Source organism: Acinetobacter colistiniresistens (assembly GCF_000413935.1).
In the GTDB taxonomy this organism is placed as follows: Bacteria; Pseudomonadota; Gammaproteobacteria; order Pseudomonadales; family Moraxellaceae; genus Acinetobacter; species Acinetobacter colistiniresistens.
Window position 1 is genome coordinate 168,078 of the sequence record NZ_KE340384.1, and the last position, 19,560, is coordinate 187,637.

18 protein-coding genes and 1 pseudogene are annotated in these 19,560 nt (G+C 42.6%); 14 read left to right on the forward strand and 5 right to left on the reverse strand.

Annotated features, from left to right (window positions below):
• The first annotated feature begins 24 nt into the window (after positions 1 to 24).
• From F907_RS00095 to F907_RS00055, 9 genes are all read left to right on the forward strand, one after another.
• Positions 25 to 771 (forward strand): YciK family oxidoreductase, encoded by a 747-nt coding sequence (locus tag F907_RS00095; RefSeq protein WP_005277775.1) that lies wholly within the window; start codon positions 25 to 27, stop codon positions 769 to 771.
• Between the two features lie 182 nt (positions 772 to 953).
• Positions 954 to 1,337: an RcnB family protein gene (locus F907_RS00090; protein ID WP_016653340.1), complete on the forward strand. Its 384-nt coding sequence runs from the start codon at positions 954 to 956 to the stop codon at positions 1,335 to 1,337.
• 111 nt (positions 1,338 to 1,448) lie between these two features.
• Positions 1,449 to 2,804, forward strand: a complete 1,356-nt coding sequence (argA, locus tag F907_RS00085) for an amino-acid N-acetyltransferase (RefSeq protein ID WP_005277772.1) — start codon at positions 1,449 to 1,451, stop codon at positions 2,802 to 2,804.
• A gap of 313 nt (positions 2,805 to 3,117) precedes the next feature.
• The gene (locus tag F907_RS00080; protein ID WP_016653341.1) at positions 3,118 to 4,107 is read left to right on the forward strand and encodes a sulfonate ABC transporter substrate-binding protein; all 990 of its coding nucleotides are present in this window, start codon (positions 3,118 to 3,120) and stop codon (positions 4,105 to 4,107) included.
• Between the two features lie 94 nt (positions 4,108 to 4,201).
• Positions 4,202 to 5,107, forward strand: a complete 906-nt coding sequence (locus F907_RS00075; RefSeq protein WP_252151010.1) for a sulfonate ABC transporter substrate-binding protein — start codon at positions 4,202 to 4,204, stop codon at positions 5,105 to 5,107.
• 21 nt (positions 5,108 to 5,128) lie between these two features.
• Positions 5,129 to 6,304, forward strand: a complete 1,176-nt coding sequence (gene ssuD, locus F907_RS00070) for an FMNH2-dependent alkanesulfonate monooxygenase (RefSeq protein ID WP_016653343.1) — start codon at positions 5,129 to 5,131, stop codon at positions 6,302 to 6,304.
• Complete coding sequence (gene ssuC / locus F907_RS00065; protein ID WP_016653344.1) at positions 6,301 to 7,104, forward strand: aliphatic sulfonate ABC transporter permease SsuC; 804 nt, start codon at positions 6,301 to 6,303, stop codon at positions 7,102 to 7,104. The genes ssuD and ssuC overlap by 4 nt, the downstream gene beginning before the upstream one ends.
• 13 nt (positions 7,105 to 7,117) lie before the next feature.
• Positions 7,118 to 7,918, forward strand: a complete 801-nt coding sequence (locus F907_RS00060) for an ABC transporter ATP-binding protein (RefSeq protein ID WP_005277762.1) — start codon at positions 7,118 to 7,120, stop codon at positions 7,916 to 7,918.
• A gap of 240 nt (positions 7,919 to 8,158) precedes the next feature.
• The gene (locus F907_RS00055) at positions 8,159 to 8,770 is read left to right on the forward strand and encodes a TetR/AcrR family transcriptional regulator (protein ID WP_032862454.1); all 612 of its coding nucleotides are present in this window, start codon (positions 8,159 to 8,161) and stop codon (positions 8,768 to 8,770) included.
• A gap of 270 nt (positions 8,771 to 9,040) precedes the next feature.
• On the opposite strand, the gene F907_RS00050 is transcribed toward F907_RS00055, so the two are convergent.
• The 3 genes and pseudogenes from F907_RS00050 to F907_RS00040 all read right to left on the reverse strand — a co-directional run bounded on the left by F907_RS00050 (position 9,041) and on the right by F907_RS00040 (position 11,604).
• Positions 9,041 to 9,328, reverse strand: a complete 288-nt coding sequence (locus tag F907_RS00050) for a hypothetical protein (protein ID WP_016653346.1) — start codon at positions 9,326 to 9,328, stop codon at positions 9,041 to 9,043.
• 242 nt (positions 9,329 to 9,570) lie between these two features.
• A pseudogene (locus F907_RS00045) lies at positions 9,571 to 10,136 on the reverse strand (phosphorylase family protein).
• Positions 10,137 to 10,470: 334 nt separating this feature from the next.
• Entirely contained in the window at positions 10,471 to 11,604 is a 1,134-nt protein-coding gene (locus F907_RS00040; RefSeq protein ID WP_016653348.1) for a TDT family transporter, read from the reverse strand.
• A gap of 207 nt (positions 11,605 to 11,811) precedes the next feature.
• Between F907_RS00040 and ribF the strand changes: the two genes are divergently transcribed.
• The 5 genes from ribF (at position 11,812) to F907_RS00015 (ending at position 17,646) form a co-directional block, all read left to right on the forward strand.
• Positions 11,812 to 12,813, forward strand: coding sequence for a bifunctional riboflavin kinase/FAD synthetase (ribF, locus tag F907_RS00035; RefSeq protein ID WP_016653349.1), 1,002 nt, complete (start codon positions 11,812 to 11,814; stop codon positions 12,811 to 12,813).
• A 328-nt stretch (positions 12,814 to 13,141) separates the two neighbouring features.
• Complete coding sequence (gene ileS, locus F907_RS00030; protein ID WP_016653350.1) at positions 13,142 to 15,979, forward strand: isoleucine--tRNA ligase; 2,838 nt, start codon at positions 13,142 to 13,144, stop codon at positions 15,977 to 15,979.
• 4 nt (positions 15,980 to 15,983) lie between these two features.
• Positions 15,984 to 16,514, forward strand: coding sequence for a signal peptidase II (gene lspA, locus F907_RS00025; protein WP_162130233.1), 531 nt, complete (start codon positions 15,984 to 15,986; stop codon positions 16,512 to 16,514).
• Position 16,515: 1 nt separating this feature from the next.
• Entirely contained in the window at positions 16,516 to 16,998 is a 483-nt protein-coding gene (locus F907_RS00020) for an FKBP-type peptidyl-prolyl cis-trans isomerase (protein ID WP_016653351.1), read from the forward strand.
• A 105-nt stretch (positions 16,999 to 17,103) separates the two neighbouring features.
• The gene (locus tag F907_RS00015) at positions 17,104 to 17,646 is read left to right on the forward strand and encodes an NADPH-dependent FMN reductase (RefSeq protein WP_016653352.1); all 543 of its coding nucleotides are present in this window, start codon (positions 17,104 to 17,106) and stop codon (positions 17,644 to 17,646) included.
• 198 nt (positions 17,647 to 17,844) lie between these two features.
• On the opposite strand, the gene F907_RS00010 is transcribed toward F907_RS00015, so the two are convergent.
• Positions 17,845 to 18,570: an AAA family ATPase gene (locus tag F907_RS00010; protein ID WP_016653353.1), complete on the reverse strand. Its 726-nt coding sequence runs from the start codon at positions 18,568 to 18,570 to the stop codon at positions 17,845 to 17,847.
• A gap of 119 nt (positions 18,571 to 18,689) precedes the next feature.
• A complete protein-coding gene (locus tag F907_RS00005) occupies positions 18,690 to 19,373 on the reverse strand; it encodes a dihydrodipicolinate reductase C-terminal domain-containing protein (RefSeq protein ID WP_016653354.1) in 684 nt (227 codons plus the stop codon).
• Between the last annotated feature and the right edge of the window lie 187 nt (positions 19,374 to 19,560).

The window sequence follows — 19,560 nt, forward strand, 5'->3', positions numbered from 1 at the left end:
CAGATAAGAACAGGAGGCATAACAATGAACTATTCAGAATATCAACCTCGTCCAGATTTACTGAAAGATCGTATTATTCTCATTACAGGTGCGGGTGATGGGATTGGCCGGGCTGCAGCGATGAGCTATGCCTTGCACGGCGCAACGGTGGTCTTGCATGGCCGTACGTTAAATAAACTTGAAGTGATCTATGATGAAATTGAAGGCTTAGGTGCACCGCAGCCTGCAATTTTACCCTTACAGCTTTCAACTGCATCAACCCATGATTATGAGCTGTTGGTGAGCACGCTAGAGCAACAATTCGGTCGTCTGGATGGTATCTTGCATAATGCAGGCATGTTGGGTGATCGGGTTGAACTGGCGCACTATCCTGTCGATGTTTGGGATGATGTACTGGCTGTGAATTTACGTGCTCCTTTTGCCCTGACTCAGGCCTTGTTGCCTTTACTGGAAAAATCTGAGCACGCTTCTGTGGTTTTTACCAGTTCAAGTGTCGGTCGTGAGGCACGCGCTTTATGGGGCGCTTATTCGGTGTCTAAAGTGGCCACTGAAGCCATGAGCAAAATTTTTGCCGCAGAAAATACCTATCCGAATATTCGTTTTAACTGCATCAACCCAGGCGGTACCCGTACTGCAATGCGGGCCAAAGCCTACCCAGAAGAAGATCCAAAGGTTCTTCCAACGCCAGATAGCATTATGCCAGCCTATCTGTACCTCATGGGCGATGATAGTTTAGAGATGAATGGGCAAAGTATTGATGCTCAAGCTTAAATTTAATCATTAAAATAATTCTAAATAACATTGGACACTGTGCCTAAAACTGCTTTTTTAAGAGAAATATGTGGAGAATCTTCATTGTTTTAATGGAATAATGAATCGATCTTCACAGTTTCTCTGCATTTTTAACGTACAGTAGTTCACATGAGAGACATCCGAAGTCCATAAGGTGCATCATGAAAAAAATTTTCATTATCTTGGTTTTAGGTTCGACAACCCTGTTCAGTAGTCTGGGGACTTTCGCAGGTCCACATGATCGCGATGATGATTCGCGTGGCGGCTGGCAAGGTGGTGGTCGTAACTTTGATCGCCCGGATGGTGAAAATCGTCAACGTGAACGTCGCATGCGTGAAGAACGTGGTGTTGAGCGCTTAAAACAACATCGTTGGCAAGAAGGCTATGTCATGCCCCAACATTACCGTGGCAATGGCTATAAAGTCGATTATAAAGACAACAATCTGCCTCGCCCAAGTCGCAACGAGCAGTGGTACAAAATCAACAACGACTATATTTTAGTCAACTCGGATGACAACAGTATTATCCGGATCATGGGTTTTTAGACTGTTTTCGATGCCGTCACGAAAGAAAGTTGAATGCTGACTTTACGAAGAGATTTATCTTTTCTTTTTTTTCGTTAGAATCAAAGCAATTGATGTAAATCTGAGAACAACATGGCGAACCAAATGATTGAAACTTCACATAGTACAACCAAAGATTATGTGCATTGGTTTCGCCACTCCGCCCCGTATATCAATGCGCATCGCGATAAAACCTTTGTACTGATGTTTGCAGGTGAAGCAGTTCAGCACGAAAATTTTCAACACATTATCCATGATATTGCCCTGCTGCACTCTTTGGGCATCCGACTGATCTTGGTCTATGGCGCACGTCCGCAAATCAATCAGAATCTACGTGATCGTAATATCGAAGCTCCATTTCATCACAATCGTCGTGTGACCACACGTGAATCCCTGCGTGGTGTCATGAATGCAGTCGGTTCGATCCGCCTAGAGATTGAAGCATTGTTATCGATGGGTTTGGCCAACTCTCCGATGTACGGTGCGCGCATTGATGTAGTCTCTGGTAATTTTGTCACGGCGAAACCGTACGGGATTCGGGATGGCATTGATTTCCAGCTCACTGGGGAAGTCCGTTCTATTGATACCGATGCCATTCAGCGCCATTTAGATAATCATAATATTGTCTTGTTGGGGCCAACAGGTTATTCAACCACAGGAGAAGTCTTTAATTTACTGGCAGAAGAGGTTGCGACCAAAACCGCAATCTCCTTAAAGGCGGATAAGTTAATTTTTCTGGGTGAAAAACAAGGGCTGATGAATGCTCAACAGCAATTGCTGCGTGAATTAAGCCCACGCCAGCTTGAACCCTATATTCAGCAAAATCAGCAACAATACCCCGAGTTTGCTTTACATCTCAAACAAGCGCAACAAGCGTCTTTATCTGGTGTGCATCGCGTGCATTTAATCTCTTATGCCTATGATGGTGCTTTGATTGAAGAGCTGTTTACCCGCGATGGTATTGGGACATTAATTACCGATGCACACTATGAAGAAGTGCGTATTGCCAATATTCACGATGTCGGTGGCTTGATTAATCTACTTCGACCACTGGAACAAGAAGGCATTCTGGTTTATCGCTCACGCGAACGTCTTGAAAGTGAAATTGAACAGTTTGCTGTCATTGAACGAGATGGCATGATCTTGGCTTGTGCAGCGCTTTATCCAATCCCAGCAGAGACCAGTGAAATTCGTTCAGCTGAAATCGCCTGTGTTGCCGTCGATTCAAGTTACCGAAAATCCAACCGCGGTAGCCAAATTCTGCAATTTTTGGAAAGCAAGGCCAAACAACAAGGGATTCAACAGCTGTTTGTCCTCACCACGCGAACCGCACACTGGTTTTTAGAACAAGGCTTTATCCCTGCCAGTGTGGATGATTTACCCAATGCACGTCAGGCCTTGTATAACTATCAACGTAATTCCTTAGTCTTTAAAAAGAGACTGCGCTAAATCTCCAACACGATGAAGAGATATGTTTATTTTTGATAAAGATCTCTCTTCATCATCATTATCTTTGCTTAAGTCTGTATAAAGAATAAATTCATTAAGCAAAAATCTCATAAAATATAAATAAAAAACAAACATTTATAATTCTTTATTTTTTAACACTTATTCCATTTATCGATAAGATTATGCAATCTTCTATTTTGCACTTTTCATCATAAGCAAAGCCTGATTACTTATTTTTTATGCAATAAAAAAAGCTTTAGCTTAGTTGCTCATCTTATTTAAATCTTTTGATTTGTCGGGGAGCACAACCAACATGGCTATTTCAATCCATCGTTCATGGACAACATCGACCCTCATTGCAGCAAGCCTTGCCAGTGTGATTGGTGTTGCAGGTTGTGCAAAAAAACCAGAGCAGCAAGCCACAACAAAACAAGAAACCACAACATTAAATATCGGCTTTCAAAAGTATGGCATCTTGCCGATTCTCAAAGCAAAAGGTGAATTAGAAAAAAATCTTGCTGCTCAAGGCGTGACCGTGAAATGGGTGGAATTTCCTGCTGGACCACAACTGTTAGAAGGATTAAATGTCGGTAGTGTGGTCTTTGGTGAAGCGGGTGAAGCCCCGCCCATCTTTGCCCAAGCAGCCAACCCGAACTTGGTTTATGTCGCCAACCAGCCTGCAGCAGCAACTGCTGAGGCTTTAATTGTTCCGAAGGACTCTCCGATTCAATCAATTCAGGATCTGAAAGGTAAACGGGTTGCGTTGAATAAAGGTTCTAATGTTCATTACTTGTTACTCAAATTACTCGAAGCCAATAATCTGACGTTAAAGGATATTCAGCCTGTTTATCTACCACCCGCAGATGCACGTGCTGCTTTTGAAAAAGGTGCGGTTGATGCTTGGGTGATTTGGGATCCATTCCTTGCTGCAGCAGAGCAGCAAATTCATGCACGTCAGATTGCCAATGGTGAACACTTGGTCAGTAACCATCAATTCTATTTATCTGATCGTCAATTTGCAGAAAGTCATCCAGCAGTTCTCAACACCTTGGTAACGACACTCAACCAAACTACAGATTGGGTCAAAACCCATCCTGATGCTGCTGCACAGTTATTAGAAAAACCAACTGCACTTGAGCTTGATATTTTAAAAACATCCATTTCCCGCATGGGTTTTGGCGTCCTGCCGATTTCTGAAAAAGTTGCAAAAGAACAGCAATATGTTGCTGACGTCTTTTTCGCTCAACAACTCATTCCAAAGCAGCTCGTCATTCAAGATGCCTTATTGACCACAAAAAAATAACCGACCTTTCATCAGTAGATACGAGTTCAAGGAGATTGCAATGCAACAACAAGCCCACCGATTCAAATGCCTCATCGCCTTGGCGAGCCTGAGTATGTTGATTTCTACTCCGGTTTGGGCGGTTGATCCAACGGTCAAGCAACTGCGCATTGGTTTTCAAAAAAGCTCGATTAACTTTGCAATCGCCAAACAACAAAAACTATTCGAACAAGAATTCCCAAATGCCAAGGTCAGCTGGAATGAATTTCCCGCAGGTCCACAGATTTTAGAGGCACTCGCAGTCGGTTCAATTGATGTCGGTGTGACTGGAGATGCACCTCCAGTTTATGCGCAGGCGGCAGGAAAACCGCTTTACTATATCGCTTATGAAACGGCAAAACCTTTGGCTTCCGCTATTTTAATTCCAAAGAACTCAAACTTGAAGCAACTGAGTGAGCTTAAAGGTAAACGTATCGCTCTACAAAAAGGTTCCAGTGCACATTTCTTATTGGTACAAGCCGTACGCAAAGCAGGATTGAAGTGGAGTGATATTCAGCCGATCTGGTTAACCCCGGCCGATGCACGTGCCGCTTTTCAAAAAGGGGCTGTCGATGCTTGGGCCATTTGGGATCCTTATTATGCATCGACCCAGTTAGAAGATCAGGCCAAAGTTTTGGCAACAGGACAAAATCTCAGTCCAAATTATACGTTTTATCTGGCTGCACCAAATTTTGTGCAGCAATCGCCTCAAGCAGTTGCAGGTCTCTTAAAACAAATTAACCAAGCAGATCGTTGGGTACAACAACATCAAAGCGAAACAGCTGACCTGATTGGGAAAAGTACTGGCCTGAAACCTGCGGTCAGCAATTTATTTGTGCAGCGCCGTCCACGGCCTTCTGCTGCTGCGCCACTCAATGCCAAAGTGATTGCGGAGCAACAACAGCTCGCCGACATTTTTACCCAGCAAGGCATTATCCCGAATAGCATCAGCATCAAACAAGCTGTTTGGCAAGCCAAATAACTTCAACAGATAGGTAAGCATATGAATATTTTCTGGTTTATTCCCACTCATGGTGATAGTCGTTATTTAGGCACCAGCAAGGGTGCTCGTCAGGTCGATCATGCTTATATGAAACAGATTGCCGTTGCCGTAGACAATCTGGGGTATGCAGGAGTACTCATTCCAACAGGACGCTCTTGCGAAGACCCTTGGATCACCGCTGCCAGCCTGATTGATGCCACCAAACAGCTTAAATTTCTGGTTGCACTGCGTCCCGGTATCACCACACCAGCACTTGCAGCACGCATGGCAGCCACATTTGATCGCCTGTCGAATGGTCGTATTTTATTGAATCTGGTGACTGGCGGGGATGAACAAGAACTCAAAGGTGATGGCCTGTATGAAGATCACAGCACCCGTTATCAGACCGCCTCCGAGTATGTCAAAATCTGGCGTGAAATTCTTACCCGTTCACACACAGGTGAAGCTTTTACTTTTCACGGTGAACGCTTAAGCGTCGATGATGCCAAATTACTTTATCCACCAGTGCAACAGCCTTATCCACCACTCTGGTTTGGAGGATCTTCCGAGGCGGCAGCGGAGCTGGCGGCTGAGCAGGTCGATACCTATTTAACCTGGGGCGAGCCTCCTGCTGCAGTCAGACAGAAAATTGAACATTTACGTGCCAAAGCGGCGGCCAAAGGCCGTACCCTGAATTATGGGATTCGCTTACATGTGATTGTACGTGAGACCAATGAGCAGGCTTGGGCCGCTGCAGATGAACTGATTCAATACTTAGATGATGCAACGATTGCCGCAGCACAGAAAAAATTTGCCCAAATGGACTCAGTCGGTCAGCAACGCATGGCTGCGTTACACGGCGGACGTAAAGATCAACTGGAGGTTTCACCAAATCTTTGGGCAGGCATTGGTCTGGTTCGTGGTGGTGCAGGAACTGCCTTGGTCGGTGACCCTGAAACTGTTGCTGCAAGAATTCAGGAATATGCGGATTTGGGTATCGATACCTTTATTTTCTCAGGTTACCCACATTTGGAAGAATCCATCCGTTTTGCTGAGCTGGTGTTCCCGCTATTACCGCTTCAAACGCGTGAGAAATTAGCCCAACCTCATTTGACTGGCCCATTTGGAGAAATTATCGCCAACAACTATGTCCCTGAGACCAAGGAAGCAAAAACCTTGATCAAGGAGGACGCATGAGTGCAAAACCTTTTTTGAATGATGTTTCACGTGGAACACAAAAAATAGGCAAAGGTCTGCTACCTTGGCTGTTCCCGATTTTATTGATTTTCATTTGGCAGGCAGCTTCAAGTTCAGGTGTATTGCAAAGCAGAGTATTGCCTGCCCCAACTGCTGTCGTAAGTGCCTTCTGGCACTTACTGATCAGTGGTGAACTTTGGCAACATGTCAAAGTCAGTGCAGGTCGTGCCCTACTTGGTTTACTGGTTGGTGGTGGTTTAGGTCTGATTTTAGGTCTACTCAATGGTTCATCGCGTATTGCATCGACTTTACTGGATACCACCTTACAAATGATCCGTAATATCCCTGCACTGGCCCTGATTCCACTGGTGATTTTATGGTTTGGGATTGATGAAACTGCCAAGCTATTTTTAGTAGCAGTGGGTGTGTTTTTCCCAATGTACATCAACACTTATCATGGTATCCGCTCGGTCGATCCACAACTGATCGAAATGGGCAAAAGCTATGGCCTGAATCGCTGGCAACTATACAAAGACATTATTTTACCTGGTGCAATGCCCTCGATTTTAGTTGGGCTACGTTTCTCTTTAGGTCTGGTTTGGGTACTGCTGATTGTTGCCGAAACCATTTCGTCACAAGCAGGCATTGGGTATATGACCATGAATGCACGAGAGTTTTTACAAACCGATATCGTCTTGGTCGGGATTTTACTGTATGCCCTGCTGGGTAAATTAGCAGATGTATTGGCTCAAGTGTTGGAACGTTATCTACTGCGCTGGCATGCAGGCTATCAAAAATAAAAGGGAGATCAAGATGAGTAACCTCAATTTAAATTTTTATGACAACAATCTCATTCAACCGATTACCGAGCCAGAAAGTACAACGACACCCGCCAATGGCGCAGATATTCTGATTGAGCAACTGTATAAATTTTATGGCGACGTCAAGGTGCTTGAAGACTTAGACCTGAATATTCAAGCAGGTGAGTTTTTGGCAATCGTCGGACGTAGCGGTTGTGGCAAAAGTACCCTGTTGCGTTTGATTGCCCAACTGGAAAAAGCCAGTTATGGCGAAATCAAATTCCAATCTGCCCGTAATTTCCGTGAAGGGATTACCAATGCAGATATCCGTGTCATGTTCCAAGACCCTCGCCTTCTGCCTTGGAAAAATGTTTTACACAATGTGCAACTGGGCTTGCCGAAAGATCAGCAGCAACTTGCCGCAACACTATTGGAAAAAGTGGGTTTAAAAGACAAAGCCAATCAATGGCCGGCACAGCTTTCTGGCGGACAACGGCAACGTGCTGCACTGGCACGTGCCCTATCCCATACCCCACGTATTTTACTCTTAGACGAACCTCTAGGGGCCTTAGATGCACTGACTCGCTTAGAGATGCAAAGTTTGATTGAACGTTTATGGAGAGAACAAGGTTTTACTGCAATTCTGGTCACCCATGATGTCAGTGAAGCGGTTCAACTCGCTGATCGAATTATTCTGTTAGATCAGGGGCATATTGCGCATAGCTTTCAGGTCAATCTGCCACGCCCTCGCAAAAAGAGCATTGCCTTTGCGCAACTTGAACAGCAAGTACTTGATGCGGTTTTAGCCACCTAAAACCGTTTCACCCCCTAAAAACCCCATACAAGGCATCAAAAAGTCCGTTTAGCTTTATGAACAATTGATGAATTATTTACAAAATATGTATGCGCTGTTTTAGATTTCAATAATTATCAAATACATCGTCACCATTGGTCTAAGAAGCATAGATTTTTCGATAAAAAAATTATGTTACTGTGCACAAATCCGACAATTTATCTTACAATGTCAATGACATTTTTTGAATTAAGCTCGCAGATGGAACAGAAAAAAAGTACACAAAAGCGCAATCAACTGCTGAATGCTGCCCTCGATGTTTTTTCCGTCTATGGGTTTAGTGGCGCAAGTCTGGATGAGATTGCACAGCTCGCAAATATGCACAAGTCTAATATTTTCTACTACTATGAAAATAAAGAGTCACTGTATGTCGAAGTGCTCACCACGGTCTTACAAAAGTGGCTTGCACCCTTGCAAACCCTAGAGTCAGAGCTTGAACCAACAGAAGCACTCACGCATTATTTAATTCAAAAAATCGAAAGCTCACGTGACCAGCCCAAAGCCTCACGTTTATTTGCACTTGAGATCATTCAAGGTGCACCACATATTTTGCCGATCTTAAAGGGCCCGTTGAAAAAGCTGTTTAAACGTAAAGCCAAAGTCATTCAAACTTGGCAAGAACAAGGCAAGTTATCAGCAGAAATTGATCCTGAATTATTGATTCTTAATATCTGGGCCATTACACAGAATTATGCTGATTTCTCAACCCAGATTGAAATGGTCACCGGTAAAACCTTACGTAACCGTAGTATGTACCAGCGCACGATCGAACATACCGTACATGTGATGTTATACGGTGTGTTGCCTCGTTAAATTTTCTTTACAAGGCCTTCATTTTAATGATTAAAATATACTCAAAAGCGACTTTGTTAGTCGCTTTTTTCTATTAAGTACATGAGAATGTTATTAAGTTGACCTAAACAAAATAATGGAACAATGATCAATAAATCTATTATGAAACATGAAAAACCGTTTCAGTGCGCAGAACACTGAAACAGCATTCACTAAAATATTGATACTAAATATATTTCTTATCAGATGTATTATATTAATTTGAGATTTTTCTAACTTAATGATCTAAGCTTAAATAGTAAAAACTTCTACTCCATTCACGACAATCTTTAAGCTCCTAACCGTAAGCCATGGCCAAACACGAACATTTAACACAATTTTATGCTGTTCAATGTCAAAAGAAAAAGATGGAATAAACCAAGGCTGACTTACTCCACCAGCTATTGCATTTCCATCAAGCGCAACATATTCATACCCAGCCCCTCGCCCATGATATTCCACATGATAAGAATTGCCGTCTATGGTGAGCAAAAATTTTCTATAAAGCCATTTTTTCTCTAACAGTTTGCAAACAATCATCGCTACACTCAATAATACTATTTCAATTTCCGTGTACGGAGAAACCTAATACTCTACCATTAAAAAATGACTAATTATTGAAAATAAGAAATTCTAAAATATTAATTTTCAATAAGAAAGTGTAGCTATACCTAGTCGATATTGAATCAATTTAATATAATGACTGTTATGCCAATTTAACATCAAAACTTACTAACAATCTAAAATTTACCCATATAGACTACAGCGTTAAGTCGTTGCACTTAAAAATGTGCCAGATACAGCGCCAATATTTTTTTGCCCCCAGCAACAGATTTTCTTCCCAGTCCAGATGCGCAGTATCATTGGCACCATCCGTAATATATTTCACTGAAATTAAACGTACCCCGAGCTTTTGACACACTTTGGCTAAGGCATAGGCTTCCATATCCACGAGGTTACAACTGACTTTTGGGATGCCTGTTTCAAAAGAATCACCCGTACCACAGATCCCTTTGGGTAAAAGCTCAAAATGGGGCTGGGTATAAATCTCCGCTGGAATTTCGTCATCCATTGGGGTCACTCCAACTGCGAAACCGAGTGGAGACACATCCATATCGCGCTGTACAAAAGTAACCACCTCAACCAGACTGTGCGCGTCGAAATGTGAACTACCTGCACTGCCTAGATTGATCAGCGTTTTACAGCCTGTCTTTTGAATCACTTCAAAGGCCTTGAATGCTGCATTAATTTTGCCGATGCCACTGTAATGAACGTCAATACCAGCTTGTTCAAACAACCCTTTAGATTCATTCGGCAAAGCCATAATCAGAGCAACATCAGCATTCATAAAGGACTCTTTTCAATCAGAATAAACAAACATAGCCTGAATTTAACAAAAAATATGATACTCGGAAACGTCGTCCGCAACTGTTCGAGACAGGGCTCCATTTATAAGGAGTTGTTTCTGCGACTCTTTCAGCTAGTTGATGGTAGTCAACGAGTTTTGCGGATGACAATGGTTTTGCTTACTTTTGCCGAAACAAAAGTAAGTCAAACCGAAGGTTTATCCTGAAATTGGATGAGAACAAATAAGATTCCATCAAGATAATTGTTTTTAAAAAACTAAAGATATAAACCGAACTAAGATCACATAAAAAGGTGTGCTTTAGCACACCTTGATATTATTGCATCTTCTGCTGTAAGGCGACCAAACAAGGAGAGAAAAATAGTTGACCGCTATAGGCTCCTGCCAGCGTTTTCTTCATCACCAATGCCCACAAACCCACCAGCAACACGCTTAAAACCACGGCCACATACTGTAAGAAGTCGAGATGCAGTTGATGCGCCAAGTTAAAGATCGCCAAGATAAACACACCGAATGGGAAAGTCAGCCCCCACCAACCCAAGTTAAATGGAATTCCAGTACGCATATGACGCAGTGTGGTCAAAATCGCAATCCCAAACCACCATAAACCAAAACCTAATAGCACCAAACTTGCCACGATGCCCAAGGCTGGAAGTAATGTGGCTAAGCCTTCGAAACCCATCGCCTGCATAATACGTGGCGCTTGTTCACCGAGTAACAATAATGCCAATGCCCCTGTTCCAATCGGTCCTAAACATAACCAGCTAGAAATCGCGACTTCTTTCTCAGGTAATTGATGCAAAGCCAGACGTAGCATCAAAATGGTTAAGATCGCAAACGCAGGTAGTACAGAAATGCCCCACAATACATAGCCTGTGATCAAGATGGTTAAAGCATGCTGATCCGCTGCTAAGTGCTGTAATAACAGCCCCGCAGAGCTGGCAGCGACCTCACAGGCCACGATCGGGAGTAACCACACCGCAGTCATGCGTTGTAGTTGGTGATCTTGGCAGCTAAACATACAAAATGGCACCCCCCATGCAATCACCACTGCCAGAAACACATCCAGATACCAGAGGTAGGTCGCAATCTGGATGGCAATATCACCATATAAATGCGTACCAAAACTGAGAAAACCATTGGCAATGGTGGCTAAACCCATCGGAATCGCTCCTAAAAACAGGCTCATATTCGGATGACTAAAAATCTGCTTGGCTTCAGTTGGGAACAAAATCCAGCGTAAGATATAGAGCACACTAAAGGTGCTAAATAACAGAATATTAAACTGCCATAATTTGGTCGCAAGCATAAATAAGATCGATGAAGCGAAAGGCAGCTGTGCTAAAATCATTGCGACCACACCCGTACCCATGGTTGCAGTAAACCAGTTTGGGGTAAAATGGCGAATCACATCGGTGCTCTGCTCTAGTTGATAAAACGGCTTTTTCATCTCTTTCTCGATATCAAGCGACTATGAAGCTATTTTAGATCAACCCTTAAATAAGAAAAATTGATTTATTTTTATTTAATGAATCAATTTAATTGATATAAGAACTTTAAATATTGAAATTTTTCTGTGTAAAAACACAACAACAAGACGAAACGCTGAGAATATGGCAATATATAGCCTTTGCAAAAATCACTGTATTTAACGCCCATGAAGTTGCTTCGTCTCAACGCATTATCGCCAGATTTTCAGTTACCCCCAACTGCGGTAACGATTGGCAATTTTGATGGTGTCCATCTCGGCCATCAGGCGATGATTGCTCAACTCAAAACGTTGGCTGAAGTGCAAGGCTTAAAAACATTGGTGATGATTTTTGAGCCACAACCACTTGAATTTTTTAAAGGTTATGAAGCGCCACCGCGTATCAGCTCACTCAGAGAAAAAGTAGAATATTTAACTGAGCTCGGTGTGGACTACATTGCTGTTGCGAAATTCGACCAATATTTTAGAAGCTTAAATGCCACTGAATTTGCTGACCTACTTAAATTAAAACTCAATGCACAAAGCCTAGTGTTGGGTGATGACTTCCATTTTGGCAAAGATCGCCAAGGTAACAGTGAATTCTTACGAGACTATGGTTTTGATGTCACCAATTTAAATACCGTGGCTTTAAATGGTGAACGCGTCAGTTCAACTCGTATTCGTCAGGTTTTACAAGAAGGTGATCTGGCATTAGCGGCAAAACTCTTGGGCCGTCCATATAGCATCACAGGTCGTGTGCAATATGGTGACCAGATTGGCCGTACCCTAGACTTTCCAACCATTAATGTTCGTTTAAACCGTCACAAACCCTGTTTAAACGGGATTTATGCGGTGGATGTGGTCTGTGAAAATGCATCCTTGAATGCAAAAGTAAAACATGTCGATCCTGCCCTGAACGGGATTACAGGCTATCAAGCTGACAGTTTGTTTGGTGCAGGTCATGTGGGGACACGCCCAGCCATCAAACAAGTCCATCCTGAATGGCGATTAGAGGTACATTTCCCTGATGTTTCTGCTAATCTGTATGGCTTATTGATGCGGGTCACTTTCCTTCACTATTTACATGGTGAACTGAATTACCCTTCGCTTGAAGCCCTCAAAGCTGGAATTAATCATGATGTGCAACAGTTACGAGACTATCGGACGAGTACACCAGAATTTCCATTTTAAATTTAATTAGTAGGGTTTGTTTACACTTCACAATGCTTGCGACAGAGGAGTTTTTTAGACGATACAAGGCATGACTTGCGAAATTTAGTCATTCTAAATGAGCCAAGTTATAACGCAGTAGCGGCAAAAAATATCCCTGTCCCGAAGGGTTATAGCTAAAACTGCCCCAAACATCGTTATGAGACTTGACAAGGGGATCGCCATTGCCTACGTTTCATGCCTTGTTTGTGTGGTTTTAGCCAATAACGCAAGGCATGGCTGAAGTGTTAACAGACCCTAAAGTAATACATGTCAGTTTACAAACTGATCAAACTGGAAGAAAACTTGCATGAGCGATAAGCAAACTCCTGAAAATGCAGTGGATTATAAAGCCACACTCAATTTGCCAGCGACTGAATTTGCCATGAAGGCAAACTTGGCTGTACGTGAAGCCAAATGGTTAGAAGAGTGGTATGCCGACAACATTTATCAGCAGATTCGTGAATCGCGTATTGGCAAGAAAAAATATGTATTGCACGACGGCCCTCCCTATGCCAATGGTCAAATCCACTTAGGTCATGCTGTCAATAAAGTCCTCAAAGACATCATCATTAAAAGTCGCGTTTTAGATGGCTTCGATGCACCGTATGTACCGGGTTGGGACTGTCATGGCCTGCCAATCGAACTGAAAGTCGAAGAAAAAGTCGGTAAAGTGGGCGTTAAAGTTGATGCCTCAACTTTCCGTAAAGCTTGCCGTGAATATGCCTACACCCAAGTCGAATTACAGAAGAAAGACTTTGTGCGTATGGGCGTTTTTGGTGACTGGGACAATCCGTACCTGACCATGAACTTCAAGCAAGAAGCGGATATCGTCCGTGCCTTGGGTGCCATTGCTAAAGCAGGTCATATCGAACCAGGTCTAAAACCAGTAAACTGGTGTATGGACTGTGGTTCATCATTGGCTGAAGCTGAAGTTGAATACGAAGACAAAAAATCAGATGCAATTGATGTTGGCTTTACCGTAGTTGATCTCAAAGATCTCAGCACACGTTTGAATGTCGAGGTTCAAGATGCCACGGATATCGTGATCTGGACCACTACACCATGGACCTTGCCTGCCAACCAAGCCGTGGCACTGCATGCTGACATCGACTATCAATTGGTTCAAGTCACGACTGACCGTGGTACGCAAAACTTTATTCTGGCCAAGGATTTGGTTGAATCTGCAATCGAACGCTACAAACTGGAAAACCCAGTGGTACTCGCAGATTTCAAAGGCGCTGCAATTGAGAACCTTCTTTTACAACATCCGTTACTGGCAGATCGTCAAGTCCCTGTGATTTTAGGCGAGCACGTGATTGCAACAAGTGGTACAGGTGCCGTTCATACTGCACCTGGCCATGGTGTGGACGATTATAAAGTCGGTTTGCTATATCAATTAAAAGTTGAAAACCCTGTCGGTGGTAATGGTGTTTATTTACCAACATCACCAATCTTTGCAGGGGAACACATCTATAAAGCCAATCCTCAGATCATTGAGGCTTTGGGTGCTGTCGGTCGTCTGTGGGCACATCAGCCAATCAAACACAGCTACCCACACTGCTGGCGTCATAAAACCCCGATTATCTTCCGTGCGACACCACAATGGTTTATCAGCATGGATGCCAATGGCCTGCGCCAAAATGCCTTGAATGCAATTGAAAACGAGATCGAATTTGTACCTGATTGGGGCCAAAGCCGGATTCAGTCGATGATCGAAGGTCGTCCAGACTGGTGTATCTCACGTCAACGGACTTGGGGTGTGCCAATCCCATTCTTCGTACACAAAGACACCAATGCCCTGCATCCACGTACGCCTGAATTGATCGAAGAAGTGGCTAAACTGATCGAACAAGAAGGCATTGATGGCTGGTATAACCGAGAAGCCAGCGAATTCATCGGTGCCGATGCTGAGCAATACAATGCCATTCGTGACACCTTAGATGTCTGGTTTGACTCTGGAACTACACACTATGCGGTGTTACGCGAGCGTGATGATCTGCAAGATCCAGCAGACTTATATCTAGAAGGTTCAGATCAACATCGTGGCTGGTTCCAATCATCGTTATTAACCTCAATTGCCATCAATGAGCGCGCGCCATATAAAGGTCTGCTCACGCATGGTTTCGTAGTGGATGAGAAAGGCCGCAAGATGTCTAAGTCATTAGGCAACATCATTACCCCACAAGACATTATCAAAGATATGGGTGCTGATGGCTTACGTTTCTGGATCGCATCTGCTGACTATCGTTATGAAATGACAGCGGGTAAAGAAATCTTTAGCCGCGCCTCTGATGGTTATCGTCGTATCCGTAATACCTTACGTTTCTTGTTGGCCAACTTGAATGGTTTCAAACCATCAACAGATGCGCTACCAGTCGACCAGTTGATTGCATTGGATCAATACATCTTGCAACGCGCTGCTGAAGTTCAAAAAACCATCCAGCAAGCCTATGAAGAGATGAATTTCCATATCGTCACCAATGCATTGACCAACTTCTGTATTAACGACTTAGGTGGTTTCTATCTCGACATCATCAAAGATCGTCAGTACACCACTAAAGCAGATTCTCAAGCACGTCATTCTGCACAAACAGCGCTATATCACATCGTACAAGCCTTTGTTCGCTGGATGTCACCGATCTTGAGCTTTACCGCACAAGAAGCTTGGCCATTGATTCCTGAACAAACCGGTAAATATGTGTTCACGGCTGAATGGTATGACATCCCAACCGCATCAACAGCAAACTTACTGTCTGAAGCAGATTGGCAAACATTGATTAGCGTAAAATCAGCAGTAAATAAACAGATTGAAGCCGCACGTAACGCTAAACTCATCGGCAGTAACTTATCTGCCAAAGTTGAACTTTGGGCAGATGAAGCCTTACAGACATTGTTAAACCAATTGGCTGATGAATTACGTTTTGTCTTGATCACCTCTCAAGTCATCGTTCACCCGTATGCTGAACAAGGTGAAAGCACGGATCTTGCAGGATTACGTGTCCAAGTCTCCGCAGCAGATGGTGAAAAATGTGTACGTTGCTGGCATGTACTGCCAGATGTAAATACACATGTTGGTCATCCTGGTTTATGCGCTCGTTGTATTATCAACGTCACTGGCAGTGGCGAAGTGAGAAAATATGCATAATTCTGTGCAAACTAGCCCAGCAAAAAAAGGCTTATTCCAATTTTATCCACATAACCTGCTTTGGCTTGGACTTTCAGTCCTCGCCATTGTGCTGGACCAATGGACTAAATGGATTGCCAGTTCACATTTAAATTATGCAGATCCTGTTCCTGTACTGCCCTTTTTAAATTGGACGCTGTTGCATAACTACGGGGCTGCATTCAGCTTTTTGTCTGACGCAGGCGGCTGGCAACGCTACTTCTTCACCTCTTTAGCAGGTGTGGTATCGCTGATTTTCATTTTCTGGCTGATGCGTATGCCAAAGAAAATGATCGTGTTACCGATGGCGATTGCGTTGATTCTCGGTGGTGCAATTGGCAATCTGATTGATCGTGTCAGCTTAGGCTATGTGGTCGATTTTATTCATGTTTACTATCAAAACAGCCATTTCCCAGCCTTCAACCTTGCGGATAGCTCAATTACGCTAGGCACGATTTTACTGCTGATTGATACCTTCTTCCTTGAGAAGAAACGTAACCAAAACGTGGATGCATAAGATGAACGAAATTATCCAACCAAACGAAGAAATCCGTATTCAAGATGGCTCAAAAGTCGACTTACATTTTTCTGTCTCGGTTGAAAATGGTGTTGAAATCGACAATACCCGTGGTCGTGAAGAACCCGTCAGCCTCGTGATTGGCGATGGTAACCTACTGCCAGGATTTGAAAAGGCACTCTTTGGTTTACGTGCAGGCGACCGTCGTACTGTACATTTACCACCTGAAGATGCTTTTGGTCCTTGGAATCCTGAAAATATTCAGACCTTCGATACCGTCAAATTTGAGCAACGCCCGATTGTGGGTCATATGATTGAGTTTGAAGATAAAGCCAAAGCAACCTTGTTTGGTATTGTAAAATCGGTCAATGATGACACCACAGAAATCGATTTTAACCATCCACTCGCAGGAAAAAATATTACCTTTGAAGTGGAAATCTTCAAAGTCACCCCTGCGGGTCAGCAAGGCATCAAATTGATGTAACAAAAAAGCTCTCAAATGAGAGCTTTTTTTTACGCTAAAGAAAAGTATAAGATCATAAACAACTATTTATTTTTAGAATCAAAGCAATAACACAGGAATTTCAATATGCTCATTTATATTATTGTTGGTAGTGTACGCGAAGGGCGTACCGCGATTAAAGTCGCCAATTGGGTACAACAAGCAACAACTGAATTTGCTTTAAAAGATATTCAAACTGAAGTTGTTGATCTTAAGGAATGGGATTTACCACTCTTTGCAGGTTCTCATCCACCTGCGACAGGCATCTATGATCAGCCTAAACAACAGCAATGGGCAGATAAAATTGCACAGGCGCAGGCATTTATCTTCATTAGCCCTGAATATAACCATGGCTATAGCCCTGCGCTCAAGAATGCCTTGGATTATGTCGGTAAAGAATGGCAAGGCAAACCTGCGGCTTTTATCGGCTATGGTTCAACTAATGGCTCCCGTTCAATCAGTCAAATTCGCCAAGTAACTTCCAGCTTAGGCCTTGTTGATCCGAATGCGGTGATTGAAATTCGTGACATCTTTAAACGTAATAAAGACGAGAACTTTGAAGCCAATGAGTTTGAAGTGAAAGGATTAGCAGCGTTGGTTGCCAAATTACAGAAATATAATCTCGCTTAATTGTACGCCTAAGCGTACATTGATCAGGGAGATTGACGTCTATCCCACTGCCGACTCGATCGCTAATATATGAAGTATAGAGAGACAGGAAGTCTCATTGAGAATAAGAACAGACACAGGACGTGGTCGTTAATAGGATATCAACGACATAAACTGAATATGAAGAAGCCCCGTCAGGATGATGGGGCTTCTTTTTATCTATTCTTTCTCTAGCAACTGCTGAATTCTCTTTTGATAATTATTTAAAAAATCTTTTGTCACTCTAAAATGCTCAGTTTCTTCATAAGAAATCGCTCTAATCCCAGTGTCAGAAAACTGATAAATTTTGGCATTGGGATAAGCCAATAAAATAGGAGAATGGGTAGCAATAATAAATTGAGATTGCTGCTGACATAAACGATCTAAAACAGATAAGGTTGTCATCAACATTATTGGAGACAAGGCTGCTTCTGGTTCATCCAAAAGATATAAACCCTTCCCTTTGAGTTTCATCGTTAATAATTTTAAGAAAGCCTCTCCATGCGAGCGTAAGTGTATATCTCCCCCATACTCAACCAAATAGTCCACTTGTTTCATATAGGTTGCAACGTTATAGAAGCTCTCAGCGCGCAAAAAGTAATAATCTTGAGGCTTCTTATAACTTTTTATCGTTCGGATCGCCTGATGCAAATCAGAAGCCGTTGTCGCTGTATTCAGTTGCACATTACGTGTTCCACCTTCTTCTGAGAACCCCAAAGCAAGCGCTAGGGCTTCGAGAATGGTCGACTTTCCTGAACCATTTTCTCCTACAAAGAAGGTCACCTCTGGATGGAACTCAATACTTTCTAAATCATTAACTGCAGGAACAACATAAGGATAACTGGCCCAATCCAAGGACTCAGGTGCTTTAAACTTCACAGCTCGAATATAAGGTCTTTCTTGCATAAAATATTGGCAAAACGATTTTTTATAGCATGCTCGATTTTATGTTTGAAAAACACCTCCATTCATTTCTAAGCGTCTTGAGCTGTCGCCTTTCTCAACTAATCACTATAGTTCTTATATTAGATCCAATGATTATCAATGAACTCCATGACATCATATAAGCGTTTTTCTAAGTGATTTTTTCCTACCGCACAAATAATTTCTTTAACACCATCAACATACGGTGAATCACCTAAAATCTTTGTCTCTAAAACAATAGAACAAAACTTATCATCTGATATTTCAATACGATGATAGGCATGTCGAGCTAGATTTTGTTCAGGAATCGCAAGCTCAACTTGTTGTCTTTTAACATCACGCACTGATTCGATTGCATGATTCTGCATATTCAGTGACTTGGCCATTGCCACAGCTGTTCCAGGTACAGACGCCTTATTTGCTTGATGAGATTCGATGATACTGATTTGATATTGACTGAAATTTTGCCCACTTTTTTCAATCATATTCATAAATTTAAGCATTAATATGTTGGTATTTGGGCATAAAACAACAGGAATATCCCAATTTTCTTGCTTGTAATTCATATCGGTTGATAACTCAATAAGACGAGAACCGGTCCGTTTACAATACAAAATCGCTTCATTAAATTCTCTGCCAGAACCAGCGTGTACAACAATAGCACCTTCAGCTTCATGATTATTTCGGTCTGTCCAAGCGAGGACTTTATACGCTTGATTCAGATCTAATCCGTTGAGTAATTCAGTTGCTAATTTACCAGAGCCAATAATATATACGTTTGTCATAAATTAATATTTTTAGAAAGTTCATTTATTTTAATCTATTCTTTTCCTATTTTTTTCTCCGCACATAAAAAAACACCCCCCAACATTAGTTAGGGGGTGTTTAGTATTTAAAAGCTGGCGATGACTTACTCTCACATGGCAAGTGCCACACTACCATCAGCGCTAAGAGGTTTCACTTCTGAGTTCG